At 37.1% G+C, this 20,557-nt stretch carries 17 protein-coding genes and 2 pseudogenes; 3 read left to right on the top strand and 16 right to left on the bottom strand.

The annotated features are described in order from the left end of the window. Positions 1–14: 14 nt before the first annotated feature. The 8 genes from AC1F25_RS00345 to AC1F25_RS00310 form a co-directional block, all read right to left on the bottom strand. Positions 15–1,730 (bottom strand): SpaH/EbpB family LPXTG-anchored major pilin, encoded by a 1,716-nt coding sequence (locus AC1F25_RS00345; RefSeq protein WP_172757286.1) that lies wholly within the window; start codon positions 1,728–1,730, stop codon positions 15–17. Next, complete coding sequence (locus tag AC1F25_RS00340; protein WP_151668666.1) at positions 1,723–3,036, bottom strand: pilin N-terminal domain-containing protein; 1,314 nt, start codon at positions 3,034–3,036, stop codon at positions 1,723–1,725. The genes AC1F25_RS00345 and AC1F25_RS00340 overlap by 8 nt, the downstream gene beginning before the upstream one ends. Beyond that, positions 3,036–7,532: a SpaA isopeptide-forming pilin-related protein gene (locus tag AC1F25_RS00335; RefSeq protein WP_479994157.1), complete on the bottom strand. Its 4,497-nt coding sequence runs from the start codon at positions 7,530–7,532 to the stop codon at positions 3,036–3,038. Before AC1F25_RS00335 ends, AC1F25_RS00340 begins: the two co-directional genes overlap by 1 nt. A gap of 300 nt (positions 7,533–7,832) precedes the next feature. Then, positions 7,833–8,351, bottom strand: coding sequence for a phosphatase PAP2 family protein (locus AC1F25_RS00330; protein ID WP_002312039.1), 519 nt, complete (start codon positions 8,349–8,351; stop codon positions 7,833–7,835). A gap of 1 nt (position 8,352) precedes the next feature. Further along, positions 8,353–8,973 (bottom strand): hypothetical protein, encoded by a 621-nt coding sequence (locus tag AC1F25_RS00325; protein WP_479994156.1) that lies wholly within the window; start codon positions 8,971–8,973, stop codon positions 8,353–8,355. Continuing rightward, positions 8,970–9,824 (bottom strand): carbohydrate ABC transporter permease, encoded by an 855-nt coding sequence (locus tag AC1F25_RS00320; protein WP_002308183.1) that lies wholly within the window; start codon positions 9,822–9,824, stop codon positions 8,970–8,972. Before AC1F25_RS00320 ends, AC1F25_RS00325 begins: the two co-directional genes overlap by 4 nt. Continuing rightward, positions 9,821–10,732, bottom strand: a complete 912-nt coding sequence (locus AC1F25_RS00315; protein ID WP_151668663.1) for a carbohydrate ABC transporter permease — start codon at positions 10,730–10,732, stop codon at positions 9,821–9,823. Before AC1F25_RS00315 ends, AC1F25_RS00320 begins: the two co-directional genes overlap by 4 nt. A 40-nt stretch (positions 10,733–10,772) precedes the next feature. Next, complete coding sequence (locus tag AC1F25_RS00310) at positions 10,773–12,107, bottom strand: ABC transporter substrate-binding protein (protein WP_002345370.1); 1,335 nt, start codon at positions 12,105–12,107, stop codon at positions 10,773–10,775. Between the two features lie 207 nt (positions 12,108–12,314). Between AC1F25_RS00310 and AC1F25_RS00305 the strand changes: the two genes are divergently transcribed. Continuing rightward, on the top strand, positions 12,315–13,145 hold the full coding sequence (locus AC1F25_RS00305) for a manganese catalase (RefSeq protein WP_002286789.1): 831 nt from the start codon (positions 12,315–12,317) through the stop codon (positions 13,143–13,145). A 60-nt stretch (positions 13,146–13,205) separates the two neighbouring features. On the opposite strand, the gene AC1F25_RS00300 is transcribed toward AC1F25_RS00305, so the two are convergent. The 7 genes and pseudogenes from AC1F25_RS00300 to AC1F25_RS00270 all read right to left on the bottom strand — a co-directional run bounded on the left by AC1F25_RS00300 (position 13,206) and on the right by AC1F25_RS00270 (position 17,929). Continuing rightward, complete coding sequence (locus AC1F25_RS00300) at positions 13,206–13,481, bottom strand: hypothetical protein (protein ID WP_002308178.1); 276 nt, start codon at positions 13,479–13,481, stop codon at positions 13,206–13,208. Between the two features lie 92 nt (positions 13,482–13,573). Further along, positions 13,574–14,221 (bottom strand): annotated as a pseudogene (locus tag AC1F25_RS00295) (AAA family ATPase); the annotation flags it as partial. Then, a complete protein-coding gene (locus AC1F25_RS00290; RefSeq protein WP_151668662.1) occupies positions 14,161–14,547 on the bottom strand; it encodes a helix-turn-helix domain containing protein in 387 nt (128 codons plus the stop codon). The pseudogene AC1F25_RS00295 and the gene AC1F25_RS00290, both read right to left, overlap by 61 nt. Further along, entirely contained in the window at positions 14,525–15,109 is a 585-nt protein-coding gene (locus tag AC1F25_RS00285; RefSeq protein ID WP_479994155.1) for a recombinase family protein, read from the bottom strand. Before AC1F25_RS00285 ends, AC1F25_RS00290 begins: the two co-directional genes overlap by 23 nt. A gap of 424 nt (positions 15,110–15,533) precedes the next feature. After that, positions 15,534–16,220 (bottom strand): annotated as a pseudogene (locus AC1F25_RS00280) (ABC transporter ATP-binding protein). Positions 16,221–16,223: 3 nt separating this feature from the next. Next, positions 16,224–17,279 (bottom strand): ABC transporter permease, encoded by a 1,056-nt coding sequence (locus tag AC1F25_RS00275; RefSeq protein ID WP_002312036.1) that lies wholly within the window; start codon positions 17,277–17,279, stop codon positions 16,224–16,226. A gap of 5 nt (positions 17,280–17,284) precedes the next feature. After that, complete coding sequence (locus AC1F25_RS00270; RefSeq protein WP_002308166.1) at positions 17,285–17,929, bottom strand: TetR/AcrR family transcriptional regulator; 645 nt, start codon at positions 17,927–17,929, stop codon at positions 17,285–17,287. A 271-nt stretch (positions 17,930–18,200) separates the two neighbouring features. Here AC1F25_RS00270 and AC1F25_RS00265 point away from each other — a divergent pair, with 271 nt between their 5' ends. Both AC1F25_RS00265 and AC1F25_RS00260 read left to right on the top strand, forming a co-directional pair. After that, positions 18,201–18,971 (top strand): DeoR/GlpR family DNA-binding transcription regulator, encoded by a 771-nt coding sequence (locus AC1F25_RS00265; protein ID WP_002308163.1) that lies wholly within the window; start codon positions 18,201–18,203, stop codon positions 18,969–18,971. Then, positions 18,964–19,608: an HAD family hydrolase gene (locus AC1F25_RS00260; RefSeq protein ID WP_002345374.1), complete on the top strand. Its 645-nt coding sequence runs from the start codon at positions 18,964–18,966 to the stop codon at positions 19,606–19,608. The genes AC1F25_RS00265 and AC1F25_RS00260 overlap by 8 nt, the downstream gene beginning before the upstream one ends. A gap of 61 nt (positions 19,609–19,669) precedes the next feature. On the opposite strand, the gene AC1F25_RS00255 is transcribed toward AC1F25_RS00260, so the two are convergent. Then, positions 19,670–20,083: an ArsR/SmtB family transcription factor gene (locus tag AC1F25_RS00255; protein ID WP_002334961.1), complete on the bottom strand. Its 414-nt coding sequence runs from the start codon at positions 20,081–20,083 to the stop codon at positions 19,670–19,672. Positions 20,084–20,557 lie beyond the last annotated feature (474 nt).

The raw sequence follows: 20,557 nt of genomic DNA, 5'->3' as shown, positions 1-20,557 counted from the left end.
CTTATTTTTGTTGCTTATACTTCAGACTTCATTTTAGATTTACGGTACCAGCTGTAGGCCCCAATCATCAAACTTAGACCGATCAGCAAGAATGCTAAGATCCCGTTTCCTCCAGTAGAAGGAAGAAATCCTTGTCTTACGTTTGGTACGCGTGCTGCTCCTGGATACTCATAGCCCACAATCACAAGTTCATCATCATAGCTACCAAGTTCTACATTGAACTCTGTGAAAGCTGCTTCACCTGTTGGTAAAACATATCCTTCTGGTGCTACTGTTTCTTTCATGAAATATGTTCCGTAATCTAATCCAACAACTTCGAAGTATCCTTGGTCATTTGAGACAAATTCTGTTGCCTCTACACTATTATCACTTATCCAATCGATTGTGATTTCTTCTGCATCAGCACCTGACTCATAAATAGGTAATCGTACGCCATCTTTATAGAAAACAGCATAAGCAGTTTTCTCTTCGTTCCACAATTCAAATCTTGCACCGTCTAGTAAAGCATTACTTGAAGCATCAAACTTTTCAAATCTTCTCCCGCCAGTCGTTACTTCTTCTGATGGTACGCGACGTTCGTTGTAGTCATACTCGTCACCTCTACCGATTTCGATCAACGCTGTATTGTTATGGAATTCGTCTGCATTGATGACTGCATTGACTTGTAAGTCATAGGTAACAGTTAATTCCCCGCCGCGATGATTCCCTAATTTTTCAAGCGTTGCTCTGTTCGGTATACCTCCTGTTTCAAGAATGATCTCCACGACAAAACCGTTACCCGCTTTTGTTACTGTATAATCAGTATCTTTTATCAGTGTTGTATCTCCTGCTTGTACAAGGATATCCTGATCAAAATAACTCAAACCTTCTGTTGGCGTATCTGTGATCGTGAAATGCGTGATGACTGTTCTATTGTCCTCATTGATTTCATCAATAAAGTAAGGAATCGGTGCAGTTATTGTATAAGAAACTGTTTTTCCTTTTTCCAAGTCAACATATCGGATCGTTTCTTCACCATTTTCATTGCGAATCGTCACTGTTCTAACGTCCGCTTCATCTACATTCATTTCTTTGGAAGAATCTTGGATTTCATTTTTAGGATACAAGTGTACATCGGTGTTGTACGTATCTTTCCAAGAGGTTCCATCCCATACACCGCCAATAATATCTGGCATCATAACTGGCATCATGACAACCATTGGAGACGCGATTCTTGAAATATGAGCTGGTGAATATGTTTCTAAGAAGAGATAGACTTTATCTCTTAATTCTCCCGTTGTTTCAGTTACCTGTACCTTTTCAAAAACAGCTTCACCATTTTCGCCAGTCGTCTGCTTATCTATACTTTCGATACCATAAGATACAAACCATGCTGCTGTGTGATCTGATTGGATTAAAGCAATCGCAGCAGCAGGTTCTAACCCATCATCATCTATGTCAGTTGTTCTAGGGTCATCTTTCAGCAAATTATAATAGACATCTGTAACATCAAACATTTCAAAATCGACGCCTGGAAGATTTTCATTGCCAAAATCATCTGATATCAACCCGCTGTTCGGTCGTTCTTCAGGCACAGTCGTGAATGCTTTTTTGTGTAATGTGATTGTCACTTCACTTGGTTTTTCCGTGACTTCTTCAGCGTGAACTAATTTTCCATTTCCAAAACTTCCTAAACCTACAGCTGCGAGCAACAGCGCACTCATCCCCATGGTCATCATTTTTTTATTCATTTTTTTCTCCCCGTTCTTTTTTTATTAATAAAACAGCACCTAACAACAAAAGGATTCCTAACAAAGAAATCAATGTTCTTGCTTCATTGGTTTGTGGAAATACGGACCCTTTCACAGGTTGATTTGGATTGCTTGGTCCACTTGGTTCTTTCGGTTTGTCCGTTGTTTCTTTTATGGTCTCGTTATACACGCGTGGTGTTGCTGATTCATAGGCAGAGGCTGGAACTTTTCCGGATTCCAATTCAGCCATCTTCTGCCCATTGACCATTACATATTGCGGCTGTCCTTCTGCATCCACCCAAGATTCAGGGACAATGACCTCGATTTGCTTACTTGCTTCGTCCATTTCGTACCCTTCTACACTTTTCAATTCCTCAAAATAATAGGTACCAGAGGGCAAGAATCGTTGACCTGTCGTGACTAGACCGTCTTTATCTGAAATGAATTTGCTTATATTTTTATCATTCAAAGGATCGTTGTTTGCTGGTTTGATCCATTGATTTTTCAAGTCATTCGCAGGAGCCATGTCTAAATAATATTTTTCGCCTTCTATTATCTGATACAGAGCAAAAACAGCACCTTCTAAGGGGCGTCCTTTTTCAGTTGTTCCTCTTTGTCGTCCATACTTGAAAAAGTATGGATCTCTTAAATAACCGACATTTTTAGGATAGATATGGATTTCTTGCAGTTCCTCGGTTGGTTCTGTTGGATGATAGATTGGCAAAACAGCAGCAATCGGGATCGCTGTTTGATCGATATCCACATTCAACCCGATTTCCGGATCAATTGATTCTTCAAAAATCAAATAAACTGCATCTCGATCTTGGTTTTTCTTAGGTACTTGGATGCGTGCAATCCCATCTCCTAATCCACCAACCGTATCTTTTCCAGTCGTTACCGATTCCCCAACCTGAGCAAGTCTTTCTTCTGTGATTAACTGACGGATATTGTTTCTGCTCGTTTCAGCGATTTGCTGGACGAATTCTCTAGAGGTCATGTTCTCAGCAGCTTTTTTGTCATGATAATAATCGGTCATATCGTAAACGGCGAATGTCGCTCCATTTAGCGGAACTGTCTGCGAAATGATATCTGCTGTTTTTCCCGCTTCCTCAGAGATAGCCAGACCGTCATTTTCATGGAATTCAAATTGGTCGGTATAATCGATATCTCGAATCATCCGTTTATGCAATACGAATTCCACAACGTCTTCCCCTAATTCTTCTGCCGACATCGTTTGAGGAAGAAGGACTGCTACAAATGGCAGTAAAACAAGTAATTGAAGCATCAAACACAACAGCTTTTTCATTACCTTGCCCCCTCCTTTTTAGATTGTCTGACATACAAACCATAGGCTGCACCGGCAAGTGCCACGAAGAATGCAGCAATCAGGATATAGAATAATCGTCCAGATCCCCCTGTAGCAGGCAATGGATTTTCAGGATCATTCCCGACACTAAGCTGTAGCCTGATTCGGTTCGTATCCAAAAGTTCATACTCTAATTCTTGCTGCAGATCAGGAGTCTCTGCTTCTTCGTTTGGATAATAAGAAATCTCAACTTTTAGTGTCCCGGCTTCTTTTCCTGGAACGACCCGATCATTTTCCACTTCTGGTTCTTCTCGATAACTAATTTCTAAAATAAAGTAGCCTGGAAGTTTCCTGTAGCCGTCCGGCGACTTCACTTCCTTGATCCGATAGAATCCTTCCGTCAAATCCAAAGCATTGAATAGGGAAGAATCGTTTGGATCTGGTGCCAAGCCTCCGTCGATGAGTTCATAGTCTCCTGCACTATTTTGTTTCTCAATTGAAAATTCTGCGCCTTCAAGACGTCGACTACTCATACTGTCAACTTTCAAAAGTTCCAGATCGATTGGTGCTAGTTCATCTTCTAAGGTTACTTGTAATACACCATCGATGATGTCATAACCCTCCGGTAACGGATCAGTTTCGTCTTCGATGACTGTCTCTCCAATGACAAATTTCCCTTCTTCATTCAGTGCAAACTGGAATACTTGATCAGACAATTGATACCCATTTGGTACAACAGATTCCGAAACTTCATATTCACCGATAGACAAACGGAGTGGTTGACTGTATTCTAAATCGACGTACTTCTCTACACCGATCGTATAAGGATAGAAGTAACCGATTCCAGACAAACGTTTCGTTTCTTCTGGTTCTAATGGGTTGCCTGTGTATGCTCGATACAGCGGGAAGGAAGAATCTCCTATTTTCCTAATGTCAAAACCTGCACCATCTAAAGGATTACCTTCATGATCTAATTTTCTAACCCGGATCTCCCGGTAATCAAACGTATTGTAAGCAGTGAATGCCACCCATAATCGGCCCTCTTCGTCTGTTGAATGGGTAAGATATTGCCAATTTGCTTCACCTGTTCGTCTAAGCTGGATGATGCCTGTTTCATTGTCGTAAAGTCGCAAGATCCATGTGTCGTTTTCGCTAGGTTCTTTGAAACCTTCTGGGCTTTGACTTTCAACGATTTTGTATTCTGCATAGTTGGCATTTTCTTCACTGTCCGTATGAATAAATGAATCTGGTTCTCCAATAGGATGAATGACTTTCTCACCCTCCACGAGCAAATATTCTCCATTTTCATTTACTGAATAGAACGTGAGCATTCCTTTCTCTTCGTCTGCTTCATTTGCACCAGAGATTCCTTTAGCTACCGGCGTTCCAATTTCAAGTCCGCTTCCATCGGTTTGATAAAGTTCAAACTCTGCCCCATTGATTGGCGTAGTGCTTCCTTCAATGAATTTATTGATGTTCATGTGGACTGGCTTGAATTCATTCCGCATTTCCAGTTTGACATACAAGTCTTCATAATCCGTTTCGTCCTCATTGACATTTTGAACAATTGAAAGTTTGTGGTATTCGCCTTCATAATAAGAATCAGGATCGCTACCTTCTTCTCCACCAACTCTTACTCCTGAAGTATTTGCTGCTACCAACTCATAGTGACCAAGCGCTGTATCTCCGCTGGAACTATATTTTTTGATTTGGAATTGATACGTCTCATCCACTAACTGATAACGTGGCGGTCCAGCGATCTCTCTGATCCAGAAAATATCACTGACAGCACCTGTTTCATCCCCCAGCACAGGGATCTTCGTTTCAAAGATTGCGAGTCCATCGTTGGTAGTTGTTCTCGTTTCAATCGGTTCCACATCCCCGCTATCCGGGTCCTGATCATATAGAGCAAATTCGACTCCTGCTAAAGGTTCCCCATTTTGCCCTGTTTTGCTAACTTGCAAATTACGGTCTTTGTGTTCATAACGAATAGAGGACGTTGGGAAATACATTCGACCAAATGTGATATCGTTATCATAATCTTCCAGATTTTGGATATATGCCTGATTATTTACAGCATAGAAATTCCCGTCTTGTGCACCTGTATCCAGTTTTACTTGATACTTGATCCTGACCATTTCCCCTTCACCTAAAGAAATCGGAGAAAATTTATAGGCTTGATTTTCTCGTCCGACATACGTTGTCGGTGTCGCCACTACTTCTGGCGATGCTTGCCCATGACGTGTGACATCCCATATTTCTGGTTCTTGGTACTTCATGCCATTTTCTCCTGGATCTAGATGGTAAAACTGAATATCCGCCGATCTGCCAGCTCCAAACGGTGAAACATTAAATCCAGTTTCATCATAAAGTGTGGCTTGTTGGATCGTTTTCTTGAAAGTAGAGGAGATGTCCTCCAAGGCTGTAATGATGTCATTCTTGTTGTTCGCATCGTAATAACGCGGTGTTGTGCCATCATCGTTTAAATCAGCAATGTTTTTTAATACATTTCGTCCAATTGCATCGAGCCGCTGTCTGCCGGCAACACTTCCGTCAATGCCTAACCCAATGGAGAAAATACTTGGTGGGTTCTCTTGGTACTTGTTTTTCAGCCAATGATGATATGCAACAGTATTGATGGCAGATGATTTTTCTTGGGTATCCGGTTCTCCTGTAGTACCATTGCTAGCAGCACCAGTACCAACCCAGTGAAACGCTTTATCATCACCTTCTTTTACTTCTCCGTAACGATAATTATAATCCCACGTATCTTCTGGACGATTAAATTCTGAAGGATAGACAACAGGATAACTAAAACCTGCCCCTGATGTATTTCCAGAATATGTTTCAAAGTTTTTAAATAAATCGCCTGTATCTCGAGCGATCATATTATTCATAACTGCCCAGTTGGTAAAATCTGGTCTGTTACTTCTTTCAATTGGAGCATAACTGAAGGTGGGTGTTCCGTCTCCTACGACGATCAGGATCTTTTCGGGATTTCTATTTTCTCCGCCATTATCCGCGTACAATGTTTCATAGCCATTTTTAAGTCCTAGTGTAAGCGGCGTTCCTCCGATGGGTGTACGATTTAGTGCTGTATTCTCACTTCCCGTTAAACGATTGATGTCATTTGTCAACGGAAAGATGTCCGAACTGATTTGTTCCTGGTTATTGATGACTGTACTATTATGATAAAAATTCACCATACCGATCCGAATATCCATATTTGGGTCGGATAGCAGATTTTCACTAATTTCATTTACTGCTTCTATCAGTGCCGCATTTTTACTCTGGCCTCCGCCTTCTAGTGTCCCCTCATTCATACTGGCTGATTTATCTAGAACAAAAACGATATCGATCGGGCTGATTTCTTGTTTCTCACTTCCGATCACATCTAGATAAACGTTATAAAGTGTCGTTGCATCTTCAGGATGTAGATCAGATGTTGGGTTGTTTGATAGAACAGGTTCTACCCATTTTTTGATATACGCTCCGTTATAATCCAAGTAACTGTTTTCAAAATTCCGTTCATCTCCCCAAAGCTGAACGGTTTGAGCCGGAACATTTACATCTTCTTCACCTGCAGTTGATCCATTATCAGCCGCATAGTCATAATTTCGCCAGTTCGCTCCCCCGATTGTGTAATCACTATCATCGATCAAGTTCTCTCCATCATATGGTGAGCCTTTTTCTCCCTGATAGCGTTCATTGCTTTGTGACCAATTTCCTAATACTTTTGTATAGTCATTCGTTGTAAATCGTGGATAGCGGTGCTGATCGTTTTCAGCTATTCCGCTAGGATAGATATATTCATATGGATCTTGCGTAGCTGTTGGTCCAAGACGTTCTAAAATACCGTTGAATAACCGGCGTTGAATGCGTTGGAGTGTTTGACCGCTGGGCACGATTGGTGTGTCCAGCTCTTCCGTTTCATTTTCTTCGCTACGTTGATTTTCAGCGGAATCCTCTGTATCTGTTTCATTTTCTTGTAATTCTTGATTAGCTATTCTTTCATCGACCACCACTTGAAGAGGTAGTTCCCCTTCATTCACATCTGGAATCTTTTCTGTTTCAAAAACCAATGTGCCGGTCTCAGCTTCTTTTGAATAAAATTTTCCGACATACCATTCTTGACCATCGATTGTCTCGACTTTTAAGTCTTCTCCATCTTCATCGTAAGAGGAGAGACCTGTTCCCCGAACGTTTTTTACGGTACCAATACCGGCAGCAGCTGTATCGATTGCTAAACGTATTCTACCTTCGTTCGCACTCTCTTTCTTTTCAAAAGCCAGATGCCATTCAAACGTTTCTTCTTTTTCGATATACCTCCCTTCGATTTTTGCATAATCCTCATCTAGAAATACCTCATCCTCCTTCACTTCTGTTGACTCAGCAGCTACATCCAATGCTGTCATATGATAGACAGACTGGAAATACGGTCCAAATAGCAGACTGACAGCTGCTAACTGCAAAAGCTTCAATTTTACCCCTTTCACATTCTTATACTCCTTTCTAAAACATGTGTCTTCTTTCACAACAAACACCAAAAACAACGTCTATCTAATTATAATCTAATTTAATTTTAACTTTAAATCAAATAATATCCATTTTAGTTAAAAAACACCAATTATACAACATTTATTATTAAAATTAGATTATAAAGTTTTATAACGTTCTCATTTAATAGAACTTAAGTTATTAAGACAGGTAAATAATCCCCGACTGTTTCCCTGAAAAACAAAAAAATAAAGCACGAATGCGTATTTACGCACTCATGCTTTATTCATACAATTGATTCAGATAACGGCAGCACACAAGATGCCGATAACACTTCCTAAAATAGCTCCTCCTAAAACATCAGTAGGATAATGTAAAAGTAAAAAAATTCTTGAATAAGCGATCAAACAAGCAAATAGAAAAGCTAATATTCCTGCAATACGACTTAACTCGAACAACGCTGCTACAGATAAAAAAGCAAGTGCCGTATGCCCTGAAGGAAAAGAAGAAGTCTTCGGTTTACTTGTGTAAAGGATAAGCCGACGATTTTTTTCATAGGGTCGTTTCCGCCTTGTCGTTTTTTTAATGAGAAGTAGACCAACAAAAAAATAGATTAGACTGCCTATAAGAATAGCTAGACCATATTCTCTTGTATCAGGTACCAAAACTAAAACCGTAGCAAGGAGCAGCCAAATAAAACCGCCATTAGAGATATTACTGATAAATTTCAAGAAATTGATTTTCCGATTGTCCGTTTCTCGTTGCTTAGCGAACTTATTGATAATACGATCATCGATTTTAGCAATCAAACGCAGCATGTTATTCCTCCTTTTTAAGACCCTTTTCTTGCTTACGATGGATAAAAAGCAGGACTTGAAAATAAAACAAGAAGCTAAAACCTAATAAAGCAAGGTAGATTGGTCCTGCAAACCATAATACAATCAGAAGTATCGACGTGCCTGCTAAATAAAAAAGTGCACTTTTAAAATCATTAAAAAACAAGAAAAATGCTGCAATCCAAGAGACTTCTTTTTGATTTTCCAGTTGAAGCAAGATTTTGTAACTAAAAAGAACCGCACTTAATAGAAGCAAAAACAACGTAGTATACATCAATGTATAGCCAATTCTCCCACCCCAATAATGGAAAATCCGATAATCGATGAATAAAAGAAGAAAATAACTACTTGCTAAACTATCTTGCTTTCCATAAAGAGAAATATTCTCACGGAACTTCTTCCAGTATAATGAACTGAGCTTTTTCTCTTTATTTTTTTTGTAATAATAAATCATATACAGAACTGTTCGACTTGCAGATCCCAATGTGAAAACAGGCAAGACGCACAGGAACCACAGTAGCTGTAACTGGATAAGACGTGGTATCCATTCAATGATTTCTAAGAAATAATCATTGGCTCTTTTACCAATCGACCGATTCATCATCCTTTTGATCCTCCTGTCAAATCCATTCCTTCAATGAAATAACGTTGTGCAAAAAAGAACAGCAAGATCGTCGGGATCAAGACAAGTGTTGCTCCTGCCATCAGATAATTCCATTGTGTCGTCGCTTGGTTCTGAAAAACTTGCAAGCCAATCTGCAACGTGTATTTTTCTTGATCTTGGATATATAAAAGAGGACCTAAGAAATCATTCCAAGCCGCATTGAAGGAATTGATTGCAATCGTGATCAAAGCAGGTTTCGTCAATGGAAGCATCAAATGACTCCAAATATACAAATGATTCGCTCCGTCGATTTCAGCAGCTTCGATCAATTCATTATTGATCGATAAGTAAAATTGACGCATCAGAAATATATTGAACGCATTGCCGAAGAACGATGGAACGATCAGGGGCAAATAAGTACCTACCCAGCCGATCTTGGAGAATAATACATATTGAGGAATCATCGTTACAAACCCTGGGATCATCATCGTAGAAAGAACCAAAGCAAACATCAGCTTTTTCCCAGGAAAATCAAGCTTCGCAAATCCATAAGCAATAAAAGAATTCGAAAGGACATTACCAATCACTACTAGCACAGTGATGAATAATGTATTTCTTGCATAGCGCCAAAAAGGAAATGCGGCAATCGTATCCAGATAGTTTTCCCATACGATTTTTTCTGGGAAAAAGGTCGGAGGATAACGAACGATTTCTTCCATTGGTTTCAATGAAGTAAATACCATCCAAAGCAATGGAATGAGCAAAATAATTCCTATTACCGTCATAAGCACATAGCTTAGCATTTTTTTTGATTGCCGATTCACACTGGTCTTTTTAAAATAATCCATCATTTGCCGTCACCTCCAGAATAATAGACCCATTTAGGTGCAAGCTTCAAATTGACAAAAGTCAGAACCAAAACGATCAGAAATAGGATCATCGACATAGCCATCGCATACCCCATATCAAAAGCGACGAACGCCTTGTTCCACATATGCAGATTATAAAAAAGCAAGGAATTTGCAGGTCCACCTGTTCCATTTTTCGTCATGACATAAGCTTCTTGAAAAATTTGGAAAGAACCGATCGTAGAGGTGATCACATCGTAAAAAATAATAGGAGTGATTAATGGCAAAGTAATACTTTTGAACTTTCCCCAAACGCCTGCTCCATCGATTTCTGCTGATTCATATAAAGATCTAGGAACATTTTGTAATGTAGCTAAGTAAAGTAGCATTGCTCCTCCAGAGCTCCATATTTTCATCAAAATCAACGCTGGTTTCGTCCATTGTGGATCAAACAACCAAGCTGGTCCAGAGATGTGGAACCAGCCCAGAAATGTGTTGATCAATCCTGCAGATGGAGAAAGCAGCTGCATCCATAAGATGTAGACTGCTACTCCTGATAAGACTGCCGGTAAATAGAAAACTGTACGGAATACACTGATTCCTTTGATTTTTTGATTGAGTACTGTGGCTAAAAACACACTGAAAATCGTCGTCAGCGGTACATTGAAGATGACGAAATAAACGGTGTTGTATAACGATTTCCAAAATAAATCGTCATGAACGAACATTCTTTTGAAATTTGCTAGACCAATGAAATTCATCTTGGATGTCAAATTATAATCGGTGAAACTACCAATAACTGAAAAAAGCATAGGCCCTAGCATAAAGATTAAAAAACCGATAATAAAAGGCGAGATAAATAAATAGGCCCATCTTGCTTCTTTTTTCTTTCGGATAGATAAACGCTTCAAATTTTCTTGCCTCCTCTTTACCTAGACAGTCAAAAACGGATTATTGATTTTGCTTGACTAAGTTCTCTACTGCTTTTTGTGCATCTGCCAATCCTTCTTTTGCTGATTTTGTTCCTAAAAGAATCTGGTCGATCTGTTCATTCACTAATGTCGTATAATCCGGTGCATCTAAAGGAACTGGTGTGATCACCGTATTTTTAAAGTTTTCGTCCGCCATTTGATAGATCATTTTCCCTTTGTCCGTTAGGTTGTCATTATTCACTAAATTCTCGTTGGCTGTCTTGCTTGCCATGATGTCAAAACTTTTTTCGCCGAATTTTTCTTGTACTTCTGGAGAAGAAAGATATTTGATGAATTCATAAGAGGCTTCAGGATCTTTTGCTCCGTATGGTACTTCCAAGACGAATCCGCCACCCCATGACCAATGACCTGAACCTTCCTCTTTTTCTGGAAGCTGCATCACGCCAAAATCAAAATCATCCGGTGCGTTTTCCATCAAGCTAGAGTAATAATTGATGTTTTGGGCGCGCATGGCTACTAATCCAGAAATAAATGGATCAGACACACCAGAACCAAATTCTGCTTCTAATTTGTTGATTGTATTTTTTCCATAATAATCCTGCCAGTCTTGAATCCATTCCAAGGCTTCCACTTTGTTTTTAGTATCAATCTTGACTTTTTCGTCCTTATCAAACCAACTAGTCCCGTTGTCTGCGTTTAGTGCCCATACATCCGCGCCTAAATTCCATAATGGATAAAAACCGATACGCGTAAACTCTTTTCCTTCTTTTTTATCTAGTTTACGTGCTGTTTCTTCTAATTCATCCCAAGTTGTCGGTAGATCTTGTTCGCTGATTCCAGCTTCTTTAAATAACTTTTTATTATAAAAAATGACTTGTGTATCTGTATTGAATGGGATGGCATAAGGATCACCTTTATATTCTACTGTATCCCAAAGCTGCGGATAAAAATCCTTAGAAGTGTCTTTATCTACATACTCAGAGAGATTGGTTGCTTGCTGTGCTTCTGCTCTTTGCGCAACGGAATTTATGTCCTGTACAATAACATCAGGTGCATTTCCAGCCGTTATTGCAGATAAAGATTTGGTCCAAATATCCCCCCATGGCTGATACTTATAATTTACATGGATCTCGTCTTGTGATTGGTTGAAATCCTCAATGATTTCTTCGATGGCTTCTTTTCGTGCGCCCGACCCCCAAAAGGACCAGAAATCAATATTTTTTCTTCCATCACTTGTTTTTTCAGAAGAATTTGCTGCACTTGAGCTGGCATCGCTTGTATTACTTGATCCGCATCCTCCTAATAAAAACAATGCTGAACTTGCCAACAATCCTGTAAACAATATTTTTTTCATATTTTACCTCCAAATTTTAATGTAACCGATATCGGTTTTAATATAACAATATCATTTTGTTCTGAAAATAACAATTTATAAGGTATGATCATCGAAAAATTATTAATGATACCAACACTTTATATAATTCGCGAGCGTTTTCTTTGAATTTTTTAATTTTTCATAGCAGAATGAGAATGTATTAAAAAAAGATTAGGAGGAATTTTGATGTTTAGACACCAGAAAGAATTGCAGTTTGAGGCAAAACCAGATCGTCCGAATCCATTAATCGCGAAATATCTGCAGGAGCTGATCGGCGGCCAATATGGCGAGATGAGTGTAGCTATGCAGTACCTGTTCCAAGGTTGGAGCTGCCGAGGAGAAGAAAAATATAAAGATATGCTGATGGACATTGCAACAGAAGAAATCGGCCACGTGGAAATGTTGGCGACAATGGTTGCTCGTTTATTAGAGGGTGCGCCTGTTGAAGATCAAGAAGCAGCAATGCAAAAAGATCCAACAATTGGTGCCATTATCTCTGGAATGAATCCACAGCACGCGATCGTAGCTGGCTTAGGACCTCGTCCTGCTGACAGCGTGGGCAATCCATGGAGCGGTGCCTATATCATTGCGAGTGGCAACTTGTTAGCAGATTTTAGAGCTAATTTAAATGCCGAATCACAAGGAAGACTTCAAGTAGCACGTATTTACGAAATGATTGATGATCGTGGCGTAAAAGATATGCTGTCTGTTCTCCTTGCAAGAGATAGTTATCATCAAAATCTATGGGAATGTGCAGTGAAAGAATTAGAAGAAAAAGAAGGTTCGATCTTAGTTCCAAGTACTTTCCCACGTGACAAAGAACGAAAAGACATTGCTTATGACTTCTATAACTTCTCAGAGGGAGACCAAAGTAGTGAAGGTTCTTGGGCTAGTGGCAAAGCACTGGACGGAGAAGGCGAATATCAATGGTTGAAAGAACCTAAGATCGAAGGCGCTGCACCAAAATTAGAACCAGTAACACCAAAAATGTATGGGACACCTCCATTCAAGAAATAAGAAAAAAGGTTGTGACAAGATTTTTGTCACAACCTTTTTATTGTATTAGAAACGACTTTCCTATTGGCTCGCTTTAAATTTCTTGAAAAATAAATTTCCTTCAGCAGTTAAGCGAACACCTCTGTTTTCTGGATTCAATGTGATATATTCTTTCTCTTTACACCATCGGAAAAACGCGTTCCCGAGATTTCCTCCTAAATGAAATGTTCGTTCTGTCCAATCTAAGCAAGGTTTCACAAGTGCTCCAGATTGTTTTTTCAGTGCGTCAATATCTATTCCTAAGTCTTTGAAATAACAAACGCCTTCTTCTGTAAGTTCCACATGATGGTTTTCCATCACAAGATAGTTGTTGTGAATGTCACTTTTCTATTTAAATGGCAAAAATTTTTAGTATTAAATGACAAAAGCTACCAATTTTTGGTAGCTTTTTATATACCTATCACTAAACTATCTCTTGCTGCTTCGACAACTTCTACAGTAATCTTATCTATTTGATTGATTCTTAAAATACGATCAATCTATGCAAATAAACGATGAATAAGCCTAAAATTTCCTTTTGTAATTTTAATGATAGTTGTGATAGCCTCATAATCAGAAAAATCTTCTAACTTAATATCAATTCCTAAGTCTGACCACTTGTATTTCAAAATATGATGTGTTTCATCCTTACTAAGGTTATCAAATTCATGAGCAAATCCTATGCGAGAGTAAAGTTGCGGATAACGAGACAACCTTTTTTCAATACCAGGCATACCGTTAAGAACCATTGCCAGATCATTTCTATCATAAATATCTCTTAGCTGTTCTAAATGCTGAAGCTTTAAACGATCAATTTCATCGACAATAATTAAATCAATTGCTTCATAGGTTTTAGGAACAGAAGGATCTTCTTGATTGTATTTTAGTACCATATGCATTGCTTTAGTCAGACCTATTCTACTAGTTATTGTGTTAATATCAGAACTGACACGAGACATCTTTTCAGTTGGTGCAGTATAAAAAACTTTATTTACACTTAATATTTCATCTGTTGCATTTTTTCCAATATCATCAGCACGATGATAGGCAATTTGTTCTCTTTACAATAGGAAACAATTTTTCGAGATAATGTCTTTGTACTTATTTTTTTGTGTCTCAATACCAATTCTTCTATTTTTTGTCTAACTTCTTCTGAAACCCTAATTTGCTCAAAATCAGTTCGTATCTTCCTAATTAAACCAACTAGACCATCATGTTCATATTTTTGTACCCAGCGATAGAGTGTACGAGTAGGTACTTTATTTTTAATAGCTATTTCTTTTATCGTTTTTTGTTTATTAAGATAAGGCTCAATAATTTTATATTTTTTCATCGCATCTATTCTTTGCTGTTCTGAAAAACTAGTGAGCGTTTGTTTTTCCATCTTTTCCCTCCATTTTATCTAAATAACGATAAATCGTTGTTCGAGAAACATTCCAACGTTCGGCAATAGTTTTAATAGGTGTTCCACTATCAACTAGAGTCTTTAATAATTCTAAGTCTTGTGCTTTTAATTTTTCAGGACGTCCTCCAAATCGCCCTCTTGCTCGAGCTGCTGCTCGTCCTGCTGCGGATCTTTCTAAAATCAGGTTGCGTTCAAATTCTGCGAATGCTGCAAACAAATGAAACATTAGCTGACCAGTCGAACTAGATTTATCCATTGTAATATTTTCCTGAAGACTACGAAAACTTACGCCGCGTTCATTCAATCGATTGACAATTGAAATCAAATCTTCCATATTCCGTCCTAATCGATCCAATCGCCAAACGACAAGTGTATCGCCAGAGCGAACAAAATCAATCGCCATTTCTAATCCTGGTCGATTACTTTTTGCCCCACTCATATGATCGGTAAAAATTTTTTCACAACCAAATTTATTTAGGCTGTCTTCTTGTAAATCCAAATTTTGTAAACCAGTAGATACCCGGGCGTATCCTATTTTCAAAAAAATCACTCCCTCATTAATTTTATTGTAACATAACTTTATACCGATGGTATAAATGAACATAGATTTTGATATGGGTTTATGAACACATAATAGAATCAAAATTATAGAAATAAGATAAAAAAATAGACTGTTCAGAAACGCCTGATTTTCTGTTCACTCTATTTATGAGCTTCATTCAGTATAGAAACAAAATAATGAATATAAAGCAAATAAATATAGGATAGGTTTTACTTATTCTTCACTGCTGCTATTTTACTAGGAAATCCTACGACAATTTTGGGATTACTTTTTTTCTTCCTGAAGACAAAAAGATGCACTTATATACAAATAAAAACTCCCTATATAGTAGTTAGGGAGTTTTATATCTTATCAACGCATCATTGAGGGGATTTTACTTTTATGTGAATATCATACGTTATTATCAATTATATTGTAAAGCATTTCCACGTGACAGTTTCCCATCTTGCATGGTGTAAACTTGGTCGACTTTATCAAGTAAACGCATGTCATGGGTAATCATAACCACACCTCGATTATACTCGTGAGCAATTCGTGCAAGTAGATCAACAACTTGATGCGCACGTTCTGTATCAAGGCTAGCTGTGGGTTCATCAGCTAATATGATGCTTGGGTTATTATATAATGCGCGAGCAATTGCTGCTCTTTGTCGCTCTCCACCGGATAAATCTTTCGGATAAGATCGTAATACCTTGTTTAGATCCAGCAGATCTAATAGTTCTTCACGATTCATTTTTTTTGAATTTGGCTTGTCTAAACGATCTATTAAATCTAACTATTCTTGAACATTCAAAAATGGAATCAAATTTGATGCTTGTAAGATAAAGCCAAATTCCTTAAAACGCAAAGTTGTTTTTTCTTTTTCAGTCATTTGTGTTGTTTCTTTATTTTTTATAATTATTTGACCACTAGTTGGTGTTTGCAAATTTCCTAGTGTCGTCAAGAAAGTTGTTTTTCCTGATCCTGAAGGACCAACAATAGCAGTAAACTCTCCTTCCTTTAATTCAAAATTGGTAGGGAATAGAGCTTGTGTTAATGTATGTCCACTTCCATATGTCTTGGTGACATTCTTCATTTCTACTAAATTCATTGTTTATTCTCCAATCGCTTCTATAGGATCAATTTTCAAAATCTTAGGCAACGAGATTAGCCCTCCCAAAAGAGCCATTATAATGATTGCTAAACCTAGAAGTGAATAGGCTAGCCAGCTAGGGTAAAAGAAAAGGGTTGCCGGTAAAACAAATTTTACTGCCCATACGCCAATAAGTGCCATTAAAACACCCATACCTGATAAAACGAATATTTGACAAAATAGAGACCAGATAATTGTTTTGGATTGAATACCTTGTGCACGCATAATGCCATAAAGCCCTAGTTTTTGAATCATGATAATGTAAATGAAAATACCGACTACTAAACAAGTAATAACTACCAGAGCTATAATCATTCCCATAAACACATTTACTTCCGGTGTGTAGCCAGGAATATTACTGATCATATCTTGTTCAGTTACTTGTACTAAGCCCTCCCCAGAGACATCAACATCATTGTTTAGAACAATTGCTGAAATGGTTTTGGTTGTTTTATCCGTATGCTGTAACTTCCAGTAGGTAGACAAATCAGTATAAATGACCGGCACGGTAAAAAATTTACTGTCATTCGTTATACCGACGACTTTATATTCGTCAGTACTTCCATTTAACTGTATCTGATCGCCCATTTTAATATTATAATTTTCCATCGATTGATCAATGATAACTTCATTCTTACTTTCAGGATAATGACCTTCAATAAGTTTAGGGGCAATAAAACTGTTCCAATTTTGAGCAAAAATTGAGATATTCACTGTCGTATCATCATTTTTTAGATTTGTTACAGCAAACATATATCCTAGGGGGGCCGCGTCATCTGACAACTTATCTTTATAGTTATCTTCAGTAATAAAGGAGGCTGTTAGATTCTTATTTGCATATTTTGAGAGTACTACTCCTGTTGAATCCCAGTTATCCGCTGCGGTTCGGTTATCTCGAACTAAACCAATTGCTAGGCTTGTCATAAAGAAGACCATAAACGATATAAGGAAAACTGTAACTAGGACAAGGCTGTAACGAAGTTTATTGTGTAAAATTTCTTTTATTGCAAGATACATTATTTTTATTCCTTTCTATTTTTAACTCCATTGTAAATTAAGTCTACAATTTCTTCTAAACGTTGATTTTGTTGCTGTTCAGTCATTTTTTTATTAAAAATCAGACATTGAACAAACAACATAAGAATCTGACTGGCAATCGCTGAGAACAAGCTCGTTAACGTGATTTTTTCATCTATTTTCGAAAAAAGGGAATGTTCTCTTGTCCAATTATTCTTATTATTGGAATCAATATATGAGAAAAAATCTTGTTGTAACTCTTCGTTTATTAGTATTTCGGACAAGAAAATTAAGACAATCTCTTTATTTTCCATTAGAAATTGATAACGATTAAAAACGATGTAATGAATAATCTCTTTTACTTCTGCTTTTTTTTCAAGATCTTCAAAAAAATCGGAAGTAAAAGCAGGTAATATATGATCTAAAATAGGTGTAAGTAAATTCATCGTTAAATCATGCTTATTTGTAAAAAACTTAAAAATTAGCGCTTTTGAAAAACCGGCTTCTTTCGCGATTTGACTGGTTGAAGTGTTGGATATTCCTTGTTTTGAATAAAGTCTAATAGTAGCTTCTAATATTTTTCGCTTATTCTCTGGCATTTCAGCCATATTTAGCCACTGTTCATAATTCGTCATAATCGTTTCTGACATTTCATACCTACTTTCTATAATATCCCACATCGTGACCGATCGGTCACGATGTGGGATTATAATATTATCTAAAAGTAAATTAGTCAAAAAAACGCCTAATGCAATTTATGCTGATAAATACCTAAATCTATATGTTACTTAATAGGAACTTATTTCTAATGAAAAAAAGCTGATTTTCTCTACACTATATACTAGTGTACATTTAAGTAATTTTAAGTTATTATGTTTATATACTTAAAATTACTCGTTTTTTACGAAGGGGATTGAATAGGTGAATCAACAAAAAAGATTGATGATAATTATGGAAAGACTGGAAAAAGAAAAATCATTGACTTTACAAGACATTATGCAACTTACAGGTGCTTCTAGAGACACGGCTAGAAGAGATACAATAAAACTAGCGGATAACAACCTTGTGATTAGAACTTACGGAGGTATCAGTTTAGCAAATTCGTTTAATAAAATAGATGGATATTTAGGAAGAACAGATCAAGAACTTCAAGTGAAAAAGCAAATTGCTAAAGAAGCAAGTAAACTATTACTTGAAAAGCAAACCGTATATTTAGATGTGTCGACCACAATCTCACTTTTGCCTCAATATTTAGCGAATAGAAACATAAACTTGGCTGTGACAAACTCGATTGACATTGCCGATCAATTCTTAAAGACCACTTCAATCCCTACTACGATTCTTGGAGGAACATTAAATAAAGAAAGCCGTTCAGTTACTGGTGGATACCCAATCTGGGAATTAACTAAGTATCGGTTTGATATTTCTTTCTTAAGTTGTGCGGGTATAAATAATCAGGGAATCTATTATGCCCATGAAGAAGACATCGCAATGAAACAGGTAGTTAGAGAGAAAAGTAACAAAATCGTATTACTATGTGATCATACAAAAATCAATTTATCACATAATTACCTTGTCTACTCGTTTGAAGAAATTGATTATTTGATAACCGATAAAAAAATTCCTGAAGAATTAGCCGTTAGAATAGGAAAGAGCAAAATCATCTACACAAAGGAGAATAGCTATGATTAAAACGATATTATTTGATGTTGATGGAACGATTATTGATACAGAATATGTTATGACACATTCTCTGCAAAAAACATTGCGTGAAGAATTAGAGAAGGAAATCCCGATTAAAGAATTACATTATATTTTAGGTATTCCTGGAAGAGAAGCTATTAAAAAGTTTGTAAATACTGAAGAAGAAGAGGAAACTCTCTTATCAAAATGGGGTGAAAACGTACTTTTATTAGCAGACAATGCTCAAGTTTTTCCGCATATAGAAGAAACATTACAGACATTGCATGTAAAAGGGATTCAATTAGGACTTGTCACATCTAAAACAAAAGAAGAAATGAAAAATGAGTTTGATCGATTTAATTTAAATCAGTATTTTGATATACAAATTACAGCTTCAGATACTAAGTTGCATAAACCTTTTCCGGACCCCATACAAAAGGCAATTGATGAATTGGGCATAAAAAAAGAAGAGACGATTTACATTGGTGATTCATTATATGACATGCAAAGTGCGAAATCTTGTGGAGTCACTTTTGGTTTAGCTAAATGGGGTGCTAAAAACATTGAATCATTTCAAAGTGTAGATATAATTATTGATTCTCCTCAAGAAATACTTGATTTGTTAGAAAATAGGCAAAGAGCGTGAGATAAGGATAGGGTTTCACGCTCTTTGTTTTTCGCCATTTAAAGATTGAAATTTTTGCCATTTAAAAAGAAAAGTGACAGTTGTGAAGGAGAAAGTTGAAAAAAACTACACCTATCACACCGGCTAAATGCCGATAACAAGATCTTCCTGCTTTTAATTCACTATATTCTTTGTTTTCATTAAATGATTTGATCGATTTAACCGGACTAACTACCATAAGATTTTCTAACAAATCAGCGATTTCCAGAGATGATAATCGATAATAGACATTTCCTCCCTGTTTATAAGACATCACCCAATCAAGAGAATGAAGTTTTTTTATACGATAAGATGCCGTGTGATCTTTTATTTTTGCTTTCTTTGCTAGTTCATGTACAGTATGGAACCTTCCATCCATCAATAAAGTAAGGATCTCAAGTCGCGAATGATCTGCTAAGAGTTTAGTCGTTTGCTGAAGATCAGGAAATCCAGCCATTTTTTCTATCCTTTCACACATCGATGAGCATCGAGGAATAAGCTTAGTATACTATATTCAGAGGTGAGGATTATGTTTAAAAAAATGGAAAAAAGTTTCTATTACGGATTTCCCGTCGTGCTGATGACGACTAAGGATGAGAAGAAGGGATTTTACATGATCCAACTCATATCAATGTGGATAAATGGCAACCTCTTATCTATAAATTCAGGGAATATACAACTGCCAACCAGTCGTTAAGTTTGAATTTTAGATTCCAAGAATTCAAAGAGTCGTAATGATAAACATCGTTAGGTATAAACAAAAAAAAGACTCACAGCACGAGTAAAAAACAAATAGAAGCTATAAGGTCGAATGTGACTCTATAGATGCAGTATATGCAGCTTATGAGCATTTCTTCTGTTCTCTTTGTTTTTGGGATCTGTGCTGAAGTCTTTTTTGTTTTTTGCCGCTCTTTCTTTGAAAAATCGATTC

It is taken from the genome of Enterococcus sp. M-BR2 (assembly GCF_056612775.1).
The sequence above is the reverse complement of the archived record's forward strand: the minus strand, read 5'-3'. Positions and strand labels throughout refer to the sequence as shown.